The following is a 15543-nucleotide window of genomic DNA, read 5'->3' on the forward strand; positions in this document are numbered from 1 at the left end:
ATGCCCGGGACAAGCCCGGGCATGACGACGAGCGGTTTCCTGGAGACGTGCACCATCCAGAATTGCTCCGAGGACAGGCCTTGTCGGATATGAGCAATTCCGGAGGCAAAAGTTACGGAATATTGCGGGAAACCGCGCCTCGCAGCGCTCCAAATCGTAAACTTTTCCGGGATCGGGCCGAAGTTTCTTGCGGCCCAGCGGCACACGTTTTAGGGTGGCTCATTCCCACAATTGGAGTCGTGAGGCGAAGGGCTTCACGACGCTCGCCAGGAGATGATGATGTCCTTCCTTGCCGCTGCGCTCGACCGTGTGAAGCCGTCCGCGACCATCGCGGTCACGGATAAAGCACGCGCGCTGAAAGCGGCGGGCCGCAACGTCATCGGCCTCGGTGCCGGCGAGCCCGACTTCGACACGCCCGCCAACATCAAGCTGGCGGCGATCCGCGCCATCGAGGCCGGCAAGACCAAGTACACCGCGGTCGACGGCATCCCCGAGCTGAAGGAAGCCATCATCGCGAAATTTCAGCGCGAGAACGGCGTCGCCTACAAGCCGAACCAGATCATCGTCGGCACCGGCGGCAAGCAGGTGCTCTACAACGCGTTGATGGCGACCATCAATCCGGGCGACGAGGTGATCATTCCCGCGCCCTATTGGGTCAGCTATCCCGAGATGGTCGCGCTCGCGGGCGGCGAGCCGGTGCCGGTGGTCTGCACCGCCGCGACCGGCTTCAAGCTCCAGGCCGAGGCGCTCGAGCGCGCGATCACGCCGAAGACCAAATGGGTCATCCTGTGCTCGCCGTCGAACCCGACCGGAGCTGCCTACACGCGTTCGGAACTGAAAGCGCTCACCGACGTGCTGGTGAAGCATCCCCACGTCTGGGTGATGACCGACGACATGTACGAGCATCTCGTCTATGACGACTTCCAGTTCACCACGGTCGCGCAGGTCGAGCCGAAACTCTACGACCGCACGCTCACCGTGAACGGCGTCTCGAAGGCCTATTGCATGACCGGCTGGCGCATCGGCTACGCCGGCGGTCCCGCGCAGCTCATCAAGGCGATGTCGACGATCCAGTCGCAGTCGACCTCGAACCCGTCGTCGATCGCACAATGGGCCGCGGTCGAGGCGCTGAACGGTCCGCAGGACTTCATCTCCGCCAACAACAAGGTGTTCAAGGAGCGGCGCGACCTCGTCGTCTCCATGCTCAATCAGGCCAAGGGAATCGAGTGCCCGCGTCCCGAAGGCGCGTTCTACGTCTATCCGTCGTGCGCCGGCACGATCGGCAAGACCGCGCCGTCGGGCAAGGTGATCGCCAATGACGAGGACTTCGTCACCGAGCTCCTGGAGACCGAAGGCGTCGCCGTGGTGCAGGGGTCGGCCTTCGGCCTTGGACCGGCGTTCCGCATATCCTACGCGACCAAGACCTCGGACCTCGAAGACGCCTGCAAGCGCATCCAGCGCTTCTGCGGCAATCTGCGGTAAGACGGTCGCGACAAGAATCGGAAAGGCCCGCTTCGGCGGGCCTTTTTTGTTGTTTTTCGATAAGAGGAGTCGGATGGACTTTTTGTTTCTGGTCGGCGTTGTGCCCGGCCCCTCACCCGGATCACATCTGCGATGTGATCCGACCTCTCCCCGCGGAAGAGCGGGGAGAGGTTAAGCAAGGCCGGCGACGTTGCATTGTGAGGGACGCACGGCTCTCTCACTCCCTCGCCCCGTTCTTACGGGGAGAGGGTGGGGTGAGGGGTCTCTCCGCAAGTTCGATTCTAAACGCGCGCGAGCTGGCACGGCCGCGGCTCTTGTGGCATAGACCCGCAACACGGGTGGGGCGCTCTCTCTGCTCGCATCACATTTTTTGCCGGAGACATTCATGCGCCGTTCGTTCCTCTTCGCCGCACTCACCGCTGCCGGCCTCATCGCCTCCGTCGTGAACACCGGCGCGCAGCAGCGGATGGCGCGGGTCGGCGTTCTCGAATGCCGCGGCGGCGCCAGCGTCGGCTTCATCGTGGGATCGGTGACTCATCTCGGCTGCGTGCTGCGCGCCGACGGCTTGCCCGACGACCGCTACGTCGCGACCATCCGGAAAGTGGGCCTCGACATCGGCATCACCCAGGAGACGGCTTTGGCCTGGGGCGTGTTCGCGCCGGTCGACCGGCTCGGCCCCGGCGACCTCTCCGGCAATTACGTCGGCGCGCAGGGCAGCGCCTCGGTCGGTGTCGGCTTGGGGGGCAACGTGCTGGTCGGCGGCTCCAACAATTCGATCGCGCTGCAGCCGCTGAGCGTGCAGGGCCAAGTCGGCCTCAACATCGCCGCCGGCCTCGAGAGCCTGGAACTCCGTCCGGGCCGTTGACACTTCTGCGTGTGATCGCGCCGCGCGAAGCGGCGCGATTTTGCTGACGACGCACCGCAGCGACGTTTGATGCTTGCCAAATCTCGGGGAGGGGCAGAGCATCGGCGTTTGCCGACCCAATCACGGGCCGAGCTCCACACCAAGGAGGCGGCGAAATGGGACAAGACGTCAGAAGTCCCCGAGGTCCACGGTGCATCGCGCTGGTGGGCCCTTTCCAAAGCGGTAAAACCACACTTCTGGAAGCAATATTGGCGCGAACGGGTGCAATCCCGCGCGCCGGCAGCGTCGATGCCGGAACGTCCGTCGGCGACGCCACGCCCGAGGCCCGTCATCACAAAATGACCGTCGGCCTCACTGCCGCCACCACGAGTTTCATGGGCGACAGCTACACCTTCCTCGATTGTCCCGGTTCCGTCGAGTTTGCCCACGACATGCGCGCCGCGTTGCCGGCGGTCGACGCCGCAATCGTGGTCTGCGAGGCCGACGAGAAGAAGCTGCCGCAGCTTCAGATCATCCTGCGCGAGCTGGAAGAGCTGAAGATTCCGCGTTTCCTATTCCTCAACAAGATCGACCGCGCCAGCCAGCGCATCCGCGAGACGCTGGCGATGCTGCAGCCCGCCTCGCGCGTGCCGCTGGTGTTGCGCCAGATCCCGATCTGGAAGGGCGAGCTGATCGAGGGCTTCGTCGATCTCGCACTGGAGCGCGCCTTCATCTATCGCGAGCACAAGGCCTCCGAGGTGATCGCGCTCGAAGGCGGCAATCTCGATCGCGAGAAGGAAGCCCGCTTCTCGATGCTGGAGAAGCTCGCCGACCACGACGATGCGCTGATGGAGCAGTTGCTCGAGGACATCCAGCCGCCGCGCGATGCCGTCTTCGACGATCTCGCCCGCGAATTGCGGGAAGGGCTGATTTGCCCGGTGCTGCTGGGCGCCGCCGTGCGCGAAAACGGCGTGTTGCGCCTGATGAAGGCGTTGCGTCACGAGGCGCCCGGGGTTGCGGAGACCGCAAAGCGTCTTGGCGTACCCGAGGCTAGGGACGCGCTCGGCTATGTCTTCAAGACGCTGCATTCGCAGCACGGCGGAAAGTTGTCGCTGACGCGGCTGCTCGCCGGCCATCTCGACGACGGCGCCACGCTGCAATCCTCATCCGGCGGTGCCGGGCGCATCTCCGGCATCCTCGCCGTCAACGGCGCCTACGACACCAAGCGCGCCTCGGCCGAAGCCGGCGAGACCGTGGCCCTCGCCAAGCTTGATCCGGTCAAGACCGGTGACACGGTTTCGAGCGGCAAGACGGCGCCCGCGGCATTGATCACGATCGAGCCGACGCCGCCGGTGCTCGCGATCTCGGTCGCGGCCACCGACCGCAAGGACGACGTCAAGCTCGGCCAGGCGCTGACGCGCCTGCATGAGGAGGATCCCTCGCTCATGATCGTGCAGAACGCCAAGACTCACGACACTGTGCTGTGGGGCCAGGGCGAGATGCATCTGCGCGTCGCCAGCGAGCGCTTGCGCGACCGCTTCGGCGTCAAGATCACCTCGCATCCGCCTGCGATCGGCTATCAGGAGACCATCCGCAAGCCGATCACCCAGCGCGGCCGTCACAAGAAGCAGTCCGGCGGCCACGGCCAGTTCGGCGATGTCGTGCTCGACATCACGCCGCTGCCGCGCGGCGACGGCTTCAAGTTCGCCGAGAAGGTGGTGGGCGGCGCGGTGCCGCGCAACTACATCCCGGCGGTGGAGGAGGGCGTCGTCGATGGATTGGCGCGCGGTCCGCTCGGCTTCCCCGTCACCGACGTGCAGGTGACGCTGACCGACGGCTCCTATCACAGCGTCGATAGCTCCGATCTCGCCTTCCGCACGGCCGCGCGGGTCGGGCTCAACGAAGGCCTGCCGCAATGCCAGCCGGTGCTGCTGGAGCCGATCCACATGGTCGAGATCGTCTGCCCGACCGACGCCACCGCCAAGATCAACGCGATCCTGTCGGCGCGGCGCGGCCAGATTCTCGGCTTTGACACCCGCGAGGGCTGGACCGGCTGGGACTGTGTCCGCGCCATGATGCCGGAAGCGGAGATCGGCGAGCTGATCGTGGAGCTGCGCTCGGCCACCGCCGGCGCCGGCAGCTTCACGCGCCAGTTCGACCACATGGCCGAAGTCACCGGCCGCGCCGCCGACCAGATCATCGCCGCACATCAGCACGCGGCGTGATCGGGTAGGCGATCTCGTGCCCCGGACGCAGCGCAGCGCTCCTTCAGCGGTGCGCTGCAGAGCCGGGGCCCACGTATCAGCGTGCTCGGAATTTCCGGGTCCCGGCTCTGCGCAGCAACGCCAAGAGCGTTGCAGCGCGTCCGGGACACGAGATTCTCGTATGCCACCGCACCACACTCCGTCATTGCGAGCGCAGCGAAGCAATCCAGAAATCCCTCTGCGGAAAGATTCTGGATTTGCTTCGCTACGCTCGCAATGACGGAGGCTATGGACGACGCCTCCCTTGCTTTCGCCACCGGATGATGTATTTTACATCATTGTATATGTTCTAGATATCACTTATAACTGCTCGTAAGTGAGGCCAAGGTGATCACCTCGTTCCAGATGCGGGCAGCCCGCGCGTTGCTCGGCATCGACCAGAAAACCCTGGCCGAGCTCGCCGGCGTGTCGCTGCCGACCATCCAGCGGATGGAGGCCTCCACCGGCAATGTTCGTGGCGTGGTCGAGACCTTGATCAAGGTGGTCGAGGCGTTCGACCGGGCCGGCGTCGAGCTGATCGGCGAGCAGGCCCGCAGCGACAGCGGCGGACGTGGCGTTCGCTTGAAGGAGCCGGGGCCGCCGCGCCGTGTCGGAGCATGATCGCGCGTTGATCATGCCCGGGATCAAGATGGGCTAGCGCATCGTCGCACCTTAGGACGCACGATGCTTCGGAGCATTGTGGGGCCAGCGGAGCACCTTGCTGACATGAGCATCACGAGCGATCAGGCAGGACGGCTGCACCAGCTGCGTCAGCCGACCTTTGCCGAACTGTATCTGCCGAAGCTCGTCACCGTCTTTCGCGAAGGCTACGGCCTCGCGGATTTCCGCGCCGACGTCTTCGCAGGCCTCACGGTCGCGATCGTCGCGCTGCCGCTGTCGATGGCGATCGCGATCGCCTCGGGCGTGACGCCGGACCGCGGCCTCTACACCGCCGTCGCCGGCGGCTTCATCGCCTCCTTGCTCGGCGGCAGCCGGTTCCAGATCGGCGGGCCGGCCGGTGCGTTCATCGTTCTGGTCGCGGCGACTGCGGAGCGGCATGGCGTCGACGGAGTCATCCTCGCGACCATGATGGCGGGCCTGTTCCTGATCGGCGCAGGGCTGCTCAGGGTCGGCACCTACATCAAGTTCATTCCCTATCCCGTCACCGTCGGCTTCACCGCCGGCATCGCCGTCATCATCTTTGCCAGCCAGCTCCGCGATCTCTCCGGCATCACGCTCGTGGGCAAGGAGCCCAGCGAGTTCGTGCCCAAGCTCGTCGCGCTCGCCGGCGGCCTCAACACGATCAATCCGTCCGCCGTCGCGGTCGCCCTCGTCAGCATCGGCATTATCGCCGCCTTGCGCCGCTGGCGGCCGTCCTGGCCCGGGATCCTGATCGCGGTCGTGTTTGCAGCCGTCGCCAGCGCGGTGCTGTCGTTGCCGGTCGAGACCATCGGCTCGCGCTTCGGCGGCATCCCGCGCGAATTGCCATCGCCGGCGCTGCCCGCATTCTCGCTGGAGAAGGCAAGGGCGGTGCTGCCGGATGCGATCGCCTTTGCGTTGCTGGCGGCGATCGAATCGCTGCTGTCGGCGGTGGTGGCCGACGGCATGACCGGGCGCCGTCATCGTTCCAATTGCGAGCTGGTGGCGCAAGGTGCGGCCAATATCGGCTCGGCGCTGTTCGGCGGCATCTGCGTCACCGGGCTGATCGCGCGCACCGCGACCAACATCCGCGCCGGCGCGCGCGGGCCGCTCGCGGGCATGCTGCATTCGGTGTTCCTGCTGCTGTTCATGCTGGTCGCGGCGCCGCTTGCAAGCTACATCCCTCTGGCCGCGCTCGCCGCGGTGCTGGTGGTGGTGGCCTGGACCATGGCGGAGAAGCATGAATTCGCAACTCTGCTGCGCTCGTCATGGGGCGATGCGGTGGTGCTGCTCGCGACCTTCCTGCTCACGATCTTTCGCGATCTCACCGAGGGCATCCTGGTCGGCTTCGCGCTGGGCGCGGTCCTGTTCATCCATCGCATGGCGGAGATGACGGGCATCGAGGAGCGCACGCCACTGGTTGCGGATGATCGCCCCGACGACGGCAACGGCGACCGTGTGCGTTACGATCCCGCGCTTGCGGTCGACCGCGACGTGCTGGTCTATCGCATCACCGGCGCGTTCTTCTTCGGCGCGGCCTCGGCGATCGGCAGCGTGCTCGACGGCATCGCCGACCGGCGCAAGGCCTTCGTGGTCGATTTCGCCGCGGTGCCGTTCCTGGATTCGACCGCGGCCAACGTGCTCGGCCGCGTCGCCGCCAAGGCGCACCGCCAGGGAATCCGGCTGTTCATCACGGGGGCCTCGCCCACGGTCCGCCGCGCGCTGCTCACCCATGGCGTCACGCCGCCGCGCGCGCGTTACCGCACGAGCCTCGAGCGCGCCATCGCCGACATCAAGGGCCGGGCCGCCGACGAGACAGCTGCGAGCTGACCGCGCGCGCTTGACAGAGCGGGCGCGACGCGAAATGGATCGCCTCGGAAACGACCCGAGGGAAAGATGACCGCGCCCAAGCCCCCTGCAGCCTGTCTGATCGGATGGCCGGCCGCGCATTCGCGCTCGCCGCTGATCCACCATCACTGGCTGCGCACGCTCGGCATCGAGGGCGGCTATGTCATCGAGGCGGTGCCGCCCGAGGATCTGCGCGATTTCGTGCTGCGGCTGTCGCTGCGCGGCTTCGTCGGCGCCAACGTCACCATCCCGCACAAGGAAGCCGTGCTGGCGCTGTCGACGCCCGACGCGCGCGCCGGGGCCGTCGGCGCCGCGAACACCCTGTGGTTCGCCGACGGCGAGCTGCGCTCAACCAACACCGATGTCGAAGGCTTCATCAACAATCTCGATGCCAGCGCGCCCGGCTGGAACATGGCCGAGGCGGCGCTGGTGCTGGGCGCCGGCGGCTCCTCGCGCGCGGTCGTGTTCGGCCTGCTGGAACGCGGCATCAGCTGCGTGCATGTCGCCAATCGCTCCATCGCGCGGGCCGAGACCCTGGCACAACAGTTCGGATCGAACGTGCATCCGCTGCCGTGGGACGCGATCGGCGAGGTGCTGCCGCGCGCAAAGCTTCTCGTGAACACGACCTCGCTCGGCATGCATGGCCAGCCTTCACTCGACGTCGACCTCGCGCGCTTGCCGCAAGATGCCGTCGTCGCCGACCTCGTCTACGTTCCCCTGGTGACGCCGCTGCTCGCCGCGGCGACGGCGCGCGGCCTGAAGACCGCCGATGGGCTCGGCATGCTGCTGCATCAAGCGGTGCGCGGCTTCGAGCTGTGGTTCGGGCGGCGGCCCGAGGTCACCGCCGAGCTGCGCGCATTGGTCGAAGCCGATCTCACGAAGACTTGAGAGGGGCGCGGCGAATAGCACACCATCTCTGGAGTTCTACGTCGTGGGACAATCGGAGACCGTCATGCCTGTTCAACGTGCAACTTTCACACGCCCCCTGATCGCCGTCGCGATGGTGATCGTCTCGACCTACTGCGCCTTCGCCCAGAGAGCGCCGGTGCCGACGCGCGTGCGCGGCACCATCGAAAGCGTCAATGGCGACACCATGCAGGTCAAGTCGCGCAGCGGTGAAGAGGTCAAGCTTCGCCTTGCCTCCGACGTGAACGTGTCGGGCGTTACCAAGATCTCGCTCGCCGACATCAAGCCGGGCTCGTTCATCGGCGCCACCACCGTGCCGGGACCGGATGGCAGCCAGAACGCCGTCGAGGTGCACGTGTTTCCGGAAAGCATGCGCGGCACTGGCGAAGGCTCGCGACCCTGGGACCTCAAGCCCAACTCCAGCATGACCAATGCGACCGTGGCGGAGAGCGTCGTCGGCAATGACGGTCACACGCTGCTGGTCAAGTACAAGGACGGCGAGAAGAAGGTGTTCGTCGCCGACGACACGCCGGTCGTGACCTTCGTGCCCGGCGACAAATCCGAGCTGAAGCCCGGCGCCAAGGTGATCGCCTTCATGAAGCAATTGCCCGACGGCTCGTTCGAGACCAACCGCGTCAGCGTCGGCCGCGACGGCCTGACGCCGCCGATGTGAGGGGCTGTGAGACGCGCACCTGCCGCCTCAAATGCCGCCGTCGTTCCGGACAAGCGTCAGCGCAGGTCCGGGTCCCATAACCACAGGGAAAAGTTGTTACGCGAAGCTGGTTACTCCGAGTCCCCGTAGCCACACCCGCCTGTGGCTATGGGTCCCGGATCGGCGCGCGCTTTGGGCGCGCTTGTCCGACGACAGTGATTATTGCTGCGGCATCCCGGCAGACGCACTCACACCGCAATCACGTGATCGTCGATCTCGTCCACCCGGTTGACGCCGCACAGGCCCATCGTGGTGAGCAGCTCCTTCTGGATGATGTCGATCGCCTTGGCGACGCCGGCCTGGCCGCCGGCACCGAGGCCATAGGCATAGGCGCGGCCGATCATGCACGACTTTGCGCCGAGCGCCAGCGCGCGCATCACGTCCTGGCCGGAGCGGATGCCGCCGTCGAACATGATCTCCATCCTGTCGCCCACCGCGTCCGCGATCTCGGGCAGGACCTCGATCGAGGACGGCGCGCCGTCGAGCTGGCGGCCGCCGTGGTTGGAGACCACCAGCGCCTGCGCGCCGGTCTTGGCGGCTTCCTCGGCGTCCTCGACGTCGAGGATGCCCTTGATGATCAGCTTGCCCGGCCAGATGCTGCGGACCCACTCGACGTCCTTCCAATTCAAGGAGGTGTCGAACTGCGAGGCCGTCCATTCGGCGAGGCGGTTGAGATCTTCAGTGTTCTTCACGTGGCCGGCGATATTGCCGAAGGTGCGGCGCTTGCCCTGCAGCACGCCGGAGACCCAGGCGGGCTTGCTGGCGAAGTCCAGCAGCTTCGACAGCGACCATTCCGGTGGCACCGTCATGCCGTTCTTGATGTCGGCGTGGCGCTGGCCGATCACCTGCAGGTCGACCGTGAGCACCAGCGCGCTGCACTTGGCGGCCATCGCGCGCTGGATCAATTCCTTGATGAAGCCGCGGTCCTTCATGACGTAGAGCTGGAACCAGAACGGCTTCTCGACACTGGCGGCGATGTCCTCGATCGAGCAGATCGACATGGTCGATTGCGTGAACGGGATGCCGGCGGCCTGCGCGGCGCGGCAGGCGTGGATCTCGCCGTCGCCGTGCTGCATGCCGAGCAGGCCGACCGGCGCGAGGATCAGCGGCATCGTCGACGGCTCGCCGAGGATCGTGGTCGAGGTGTCGCGCTTGGAGACGTCGACCAGGATGCGCTGGCGGAACTTGATCGCCTGCATGTCCTCGCGGTTGGCGCGCAGCGTCTCCTCGGCGTAGGAGCCGCGGTCGCAATAGTCGAAGAATGCCTTCGGCACGCGGCGCCGATGCAGCGTGCGAAGATCGTCGATACAGGTAATATGCTTCATGTCGTTTCCCCGGCCCGTCACGTACCAAACAGTCTTGCATCGGAAGATTTCGGGGTCATCTAGCATGGTTGGATGCACAGCCAAATCGTTTGCAGAACGTTTTGGAAGGAGAGTGCCAAGGAGAGCGTCATGACGAAGCCGCACGCAGGACCTTCGCCGAAAGAGATCAAGGAGAAGCATGATCTCGAGGAGGCGCTCGAAGAGGGGCTGGAGGAGACCTTCCCGGGCTCCGATCCCGTCAATGTCACCCAGCCGGCGCCCAGCCGCGCGGACGGCCATGTGAAGCGCTCGGATTAAGGCGAGTTCCACCGCTTTTCGCTGGTCACGCCGGAATTGCAATGTTAACAATGTGTTATCGGGGGCGGTCGCGGCGCCGGTTCCGTAATGATTCATCATATTTTTTGAAGCCAAGTTAGCCGCGATAGCTTTATAAGACCTCGGCAAATCAGGGATGCGGGTCCCGTTGGGGCAGCCCGTGGTTGTAGAGGGGAGTCCCTGGTTGCTGCTTGGGGGACGATATGAGCCGCAAATATTTCGGGACGGACGGGATTAGGGGCCGCGCCAACGGACTGATCACGCCGGAGCTCGCGCTCAAGGTCGGCCAGGCCGCGGGCCTTGCGTTTCAGCGCGGCGACCACCGCCACCGCGTCGTGATCGGCAAGGACACCCGTTTGTCCGGCTACATGATCGAATACGCCATGGTCGCAGGCTTCACCTCGGTCGGTATGGACGTGCTGCTGGTCGGCCCGATGCCGACGCCGGCGGTCGCGATGCTGACCAAGTCGATGCGCGCCGATCTCGGCGTGATGATCTCGGCCTCGCACAATCTGTTCGAGGACAACGGCATCAAGCTGTTCGGCCCGCAGGGCTTCAAGCTCTCCGACGATGTCGAGCGGCAGATCGAGCAGCTGCTCGACGAATCCCTCGACAAGCGGCTCGCCCAGAGCGCGAGCCTCGGCCGCGCCCGCCGCATCGACGGCGTGCATGACCGCTACATCGAATTCGCCAAGCGCACGCTGCCGCGCGACCTTTCGCTCGAGGGCCTGCGCGTCGTGATCGATTGCGCCAACGGCGCCGCCTACAAGGTGGTGCCCGAGGCGCTGTGGGAATTGGGCGCCGACGTGGTGCCGATCGGCGTCGAGCCCGACGGCTTCAACATCAACAAGGATTGCGGCTCGACCTCGCCGGAGGCGCTGTCGAAGAAGGTGCGCGAGATGCGCGCCGACATCGGCATTGCGCTGGACGGCGACGCCGATCGCGTCATCCTGGTCGACGAGCGCGGCCATGTCGTCGACGGCGACCAGCTGCTCGCGGTGATCGCGCAGAGCTGGAAGGAGGACGGACGCCTTTCGCGTCCCGGCATCGTCGCCACCGTGATGTCCAATCTCGGGCTGGAGCGCTTCCTGCAAGGGCAGGGCCTCGAGCTCGTGCGCACGCCGGTCGGCGACCGCTACGTGCTCGAGCAGATGCTGAACGGCGGCTACAATCTCGGCGGCGAGCAGTCCGGCCACATCATCCTGTCCGACTACGCCACGACCGGCGACGGTTTCGTCGCCGCATTGCAGGTGCTCGCCGTGGTGCAGAAGCTGCGCCGCCCGGTGTCAGAAGTCTGCCACCGCTTCGATCCGCTGCCGCAGATCCTCAAGAACGTCCGCCACAAGGGCGGCAAGCCGCTCGATGATTCCGACGTCAAGTCGGCGATCTCCGACGGCGAGAAGCGCCTCAACGGCCACGGCCGCCTCTTGATCCGCTCCTCCGGCACCGAGCCCGTGATCCGCGTCATGGGCGAAGGCGAGGACCGTCACCTCGTCGAGGACGTCGTCGACACCATCGTTTCGGCATTGGGGCAGGCCGCGGCTTGAGTCCTTCCTTCTCCCCTTGCGGGAGAAGGTGGCGCGAAGCGCCGGATGAGGGGTTCTATCCGCTCGCAACACAGCTCGTGAGGATCGAAACCCCTCACCCGTCTCGCCGCTAACGCGGCGAGCCACCCTCTCCCACAAGGGGAGAGGGTAAGAGGCGCATCCCAGCCATTTGCGATTGACGCTGGTCCCACCGTCGCTTGCGTCGTAATCAGCACCTCGCGGCAATCTGCCGCGCCGGATTGCCGCCTTGAACAAGCCTGTCGTCGTCTCAGAGGAAACGCTGACCGAGCCCGTCGTCGTCGCCGAATTGGCGCCGGCCGCCGCCAAGGGGCCGGCCTATATCGTGCTCGCCGGCATCAGCGTCTCGCACTTCCTCAACGACACCATGCAGTCGCTGATCGCCTCGGTGTACCCGATCCTGAAGGACGCCTACGCGCTCGACTTCGCGCAGATCGGCATGATCACGCTGGCGTTCCAGTTCACGGCCTCGCTGCTGCAGCCGGTGGTCGGGCACTACACCGACAAGAAGGCGCAGCCCTATTCACTCGCGGTCGGCATGGCCTCGACCTTCTTCGGCCTGCTGCTGCTCAGCGTCGCGCACCAATATCTCGTCATCCTCGTCGCCGCCGCGCTGGTCGGCCTCGGCTCGGCGGTGTTTCACCCGGAATCGGCGCGCATCGCGCGGCTCGCCTCGGGCGGACGCTACGGCTTTGCGCAATCGGTGTTCCAGCTCGGCGGCAGCTTCGGCACCTCGATGGGGCCGGTGCTCGCCGCGTTGATCGTGGTGCCGTTCGGGCAGGGCAGCATCGCCTGGTTCTCCTCGATCGCGTTTCTCGCCATCCTGATTCTCTGGCGCATCGGGCGTTGGTACGCGCCGCAGATCGCGATGAAGAAAGCGGCGCCCGTCCACAGCCAGCCCGGCGCGCCGAGCTCGCGCCGTGTCGCGGTAGCGCTCGCAGTGCTCGTCGTGCTGTTGTTTTCCAAGCAGCTCTACGTTTCGAGCCTGTCGAGCTATTACATCTTCTACCTGATCGACCGTTTCGGCGTCTCGACGCAGGCAGCCCAGATCTATCTCTTCGTCTTTCTCGCGGCGAACGCCGTGGGTGCGTTTCTCGGCGGTCCGCTGGGCGACCGCTTCGGCCGCAAGATCGTGATCTGGATCTCGATCCTCGGCGCGCTGCCGTTCACGCTGGCGCTGCCCTATGCCGGGCTCGTTGCGAGCGCGGTGCTCAGCGTCGCCATCGGCCTGATCATCTCCTCGACGACGTCGTCAATCATCGTGTTTGCGCAGGAGCTGGTGCCGCACCGCTTCGGCATGATCTCCGGCGTGTTCTTCGGCGTCGCCTTCGGCATCGGGGGCCTGGGCGCGGCCGTGCTCGGCAAGCTCGCCGACCACACCTCGATCGAGTTCGTCTACCAGGTCTGCGCCTGGCTGCCGGCGATCGGGCTGCTCGCGGTGTTCCTGCCCAAACTGCCGCGAAACGCGCGTTAACGCATCCTCTCTTGCCGCGTTGCGGCTTCACACATCGTTAGGGAATGCGGCGCCGATGTCGCATTTGGCGCGGCATTTTTGCAACGCTCGCACGGCGCGCGCGTGTAGGGTGAGAAAAAATCAACCTTAAAAATTAGGGTTAAGTGGCGCTTAAACATTTGCTGGCATCGTCCCCCCGTGAGTTTCCAGAACGTGAGGCGCTCGTATTCAGCCTCACCGGCCATAAGGACGAAGCCAATGCGTAGCGTTAAGTCTCTCCTTGCCGCGGGTGCGGCAACCCTGATCTCGTCGATGGCGTTCGCCGCCGATATGCCGATCGCCGCCCCCCCTCCGATGTACGCGCCGCCGGCTCCGCCCGCCGACTTCGGCGGCTGGTATCTGCGCGGCGACATCGGCATGACCAACCAGAGCGCGAAGCGCATCGAGAGCGCCCTGCCGGCCGGGTACTCGAAGACGACGGAAGGCCTCGGCTTCGACTCCTCGCCGCTGTTCGGCCTCGGCGTCGGCTATCGTTTCAACAACTGGTTCCGCGCCGACGTCATCGGCCAGTACCGGGGCAAGGCCAATTTGCACGGTAGCGACAATGTCGTGGGACCCGGCTTCGTCGGCGTCAACAACTACAGCGGCAGCAAGTCCGAGTGGCTCGTGATGGCCAACGCCTATGTCGACCTCGGCACCTGGTGGTGCGTCACTCCGTTCATCGGCGCGGGCGTCGGCGGCTCCTACAACAAGCTCAGCGGCTTCCGCGACGACGGCGTGTCCTACAGCCCGCTGCTCAACAACAGCGTCGCCTACTTTGCCGACAACGGAAAGTGGAACCTCGCCTGGGCCGCTCACGCCGGTCTTGCCTACAAGGTCAATCCCGGCTTCACCGTCGAACTGGCCTACAGCTACATGAACCTCGGCGATGCCGCGCCCGGCAACTACCGTTTGTTCGACAACAGCGCTTCCGGCCCGACCTCGATCAAGGTCAGGGACATCACCTCGCACGACGTCAAGCTCGGCGTGCGCTGGGATCTCAACAGCCCGCCGGCCTACGTGCCGCCGCCGCTGGTCACCAAGGGCTGATCGCAACCTGATCGGTTAGGTCTCCTTAACGGCGCGGGATCATCCCGCGCCGTTTTGCTTTGCGTATTTTTCATGGCGAGGTGCGGCGAAGGCGCCCGGCGCAACCATTGGTTAAGGTTAACAGGCGATGATCATCGCAACAGTTCGAGTCCGATGGAGCGTGGTGATGCGTAGGCTGGTGTTGGCAGCGGCGATGTTGGGGACGGTGTCTGCCGCGCAAGCGGCCGACATGCCGGACCTGCCCGTGCTGCGCGGCGGCTTCGCGGACGGTCTGTCGAAGACCTCCGTCAATTGGAATGGCTTCTATGTCGGCGGTCATGGCGGTTATACCGCAGATGCCACGGATTTCAGTCAGAGCGTGGTCGGACTGACCAACTACATCTTCCGCGACAGCGTACTCCAGGGGCCGACCTCGACGTGGTCGCTGCTGAACAAGACCAACACTCAAAGCACCAATTTCGGTGGCTTCGTCGGCCGCAACTGGCAATGGTATGATGCCGTTCTCAGTCTCGAGGGCACTTACAGCTACTTCAACGATATGGCGACATTGACGTCAGGAACCAACTCGCTCGTCATCGTCAACCCGCCTGGTGAGGTGCGGGCGCCCGGCGTCACCAACAACTATGCCGTCACGCTGACGGGTGCCGCGGCGGCACAGGTCAAAGACATGGTGACGCTCCGCGGCCGCGTGGGTTGGGACGGCGGCAGCTTCATGCCTTATGCCTTCATGGGCGCTGCCGTCGGGCGAATGGACGTGTCGCGCACCGTGACCAGCAGCGTCTCGATGCGACAGGACACGACGACGACGGATTTCTTCGGCAACACCACGACGATACTTGGAACGTGGGGCCCGGTTCCTGCGCAGTCGGGCACGCAAGGTCAGCACAGGACCAACACGTACGCGGTGGGTTGGACCGCCGGCCTCGGGCTCGAATACTGCGTTTGGGACGGCTTGTTCGCCCGCATCGAATATGAATATGTGAGATTCTCGCCCGTCATGAACACGCAGGTGACGCTGAACAACGCGCGCCTCGGCGTCGGCTACAAGTTCTGAGCCGTCCGCTTCCTGTTGACAGCTGCGCTTCGTCCTGATGCTCTCTCGTTCCGAAAGCGGGGCGGCAG

The 15543-nt window shown here is 65.4% G+C and carries 13 protein-coding genes; 12 read left to right on the plus strand and 1 reads right to left on the minus strand.

The features are described 5' to 3' along the window. Window positions 1-279: 279 nt before the first annotated feature. The 7 genes from I6F36_RS22905 to I6F36_RS22935 all read left to right on the plus strand — a co-directional run bounded on the left by I6F36_RS22905 (window position 280) and on the right by I6F36_RS22935 (window position 8635). Window positions 280-1482: a pyridoxal phosphate-dependent aminotransferase gene (locus I6F36_RS22905; RefSeq protein WP_225172205.1), complete on the plus strand. Its 1203-nt coding sequence runs from the start codon at window positions 280-282 to the stop codon at window positions 1480-1482. Window positions 1483-1867: 385 nt separating this feature from the next. After that, complete coding sequence (locus tag I6F36_RS22910) at window positions 1868-2347, plus strand: DUF992 domain-containing protein (protein WP_036030909.1); 480 nt, start codon at window positions 1868-1870, stop codon at window positions 2345-2347. Between the two features lie 155 nt (window positions 2348-2502). Beyond that, window positions 2503-4551: an elongation factor G gene (locus I6F36_RS22915; protein WP_225172206.1), complete on the plus strand. Its 2049-nt coding sequence runs from the start codon at window positions 2503-2505 to the stop codon at window positions 4549-4551. A gap of 366 nt (window positions 4552-4917) precedes the next feature. Next, entirely contained in the window at window positions 4918-5190 is a 273-nt protein-coding gene (locus I6F36_RS22920) for a helix-turn-helix domain-containing protein (RefSeq protein WP_008566993.1), read from the plus strand. A 105-nt stretch (window positions 5191-5295) separates the two neighbouring features. Then, a complete protein-coding gene (locus I6F36_RS22925) occupies window positions 5296-7038 on the plus strand; it encodes a SulP family inorganic anion transporter (protein ID WP_225172207.1) in 1743 nt (580 codons plus the stop codon). A 66-nt stretch (window positions 7039-7104) separates the two neighbouring features. Then, window positions 7105-7944, plus strand: a complete 840-nt coding sequence (locus I6F36_RS22930) for a shikimate dehydrogenase (RefSeq protein WP_225172208.1) — start codon at window positions 7105-7107, stop codon at window positions 7942-7944. Window positions 7945-8008: 64 nt separating this feature from the next. Then, complete coding sequence (locus tag I6F36_RS22935; RefSeq protein ID WP_225133859.1) at window positions 8009-8635, plus strand: hypothetical protein; 627 nt, start codon at window positions 8009-8011, stop codon at window positions 8633-8635. Window positions 8636-8862: 227 nt separating this feature from the next. Here the strand turns inward: I6F36_RS22935 and I6F36_RS22940 are convergent, their stop codons facing one another. Then, window positions 8863-9999 carry an alpha-hydroxy acid oxidase gene (locus I6F36_RS22940; protein ID WP_036009502.1) on the minus strand — a complete coding sequence of 379 codons (1137 nt, stop codon included), beginning with the start codon at window positions 9997-9999 and terminating at the stop codon, window positions 8863-8865. Between the two features lie 129 nt (window positions 10000-10128). Here I6F36_RS22940 and I6F36_RS22945 point away from each other — a divergent pair, with 129 nt between their 5' ends. From I6F36_RS22945 to I6F36_RS22965, 5 genes are all read left to right on the plus strand, one after another. Next, window positions 10129-10296 carry a hypothetical protein gene (locus I6F36_RS22945; RefSeq protein WP_225172209.1) on the plus strand — a complete coding sequence of 56 codons (168 nt, stop codon included), beginning with the start codon at window positions 10129-10131 and terminating at the stop codon, window positions 10294-10296. A 221-nt stretch (window positions 10297-10517) separates the two neighbouring features. Further along, a complete protein-coding gene (gene glmM, locus I6F36_RS22950; protein WP_036009507.1) occupies window positions 10518-11861 on the plus strand; it encodes a phosphoglucosamine mutase in 1344 nt (447 codons plus the stop codon). Between the two features lie 247 nt (window positions 11862-12108). Further along, entirely contained in the window at window positions 12109-13353 is a 1245-nt protein-coding gene (locus tag I6F36_RS22955) for an MFS transporter (protein WP_276573734.1), read from the plus strand. A gap of 237 nt (window positions 13354-13590) precedes the next feature. Beyond that, window positions 13591-14421 (plus strand): outer membrane protein, encoded by an 831-nt coding sequence (locus tag I6F36_RS22960; protein ID WP_036009511.1) that lies wholly within the window; start codon window positions 13591-13593, stop codon window positions 14419-14421. Window positions 14422-14587: 166 nt separating this feature from the next. Beyond that, window positions 14588-15475, plus strand: coding sequence for an outer membrane protein (locus tag I6F36_RS22965; RefSeq protein WP_036009512.1), 888 nt, complete (start codon window positions 14588-14590; stop codon window positions 15473-15475). Window positions 15476-15543 lie beyond the last annotated feature (68 nt).

This window comes from Bradyrhizobium sp. BRP19 (genome assembly GCF_020194195.1).
GTDB classification, from domain to species: Bacteria; Pseudomonadota; Alphaproteobacteria; order Rhizobiales; family Xanthobacteraceae; genus Bradyrhizobium; species Bradyrhizobium yuanmingense.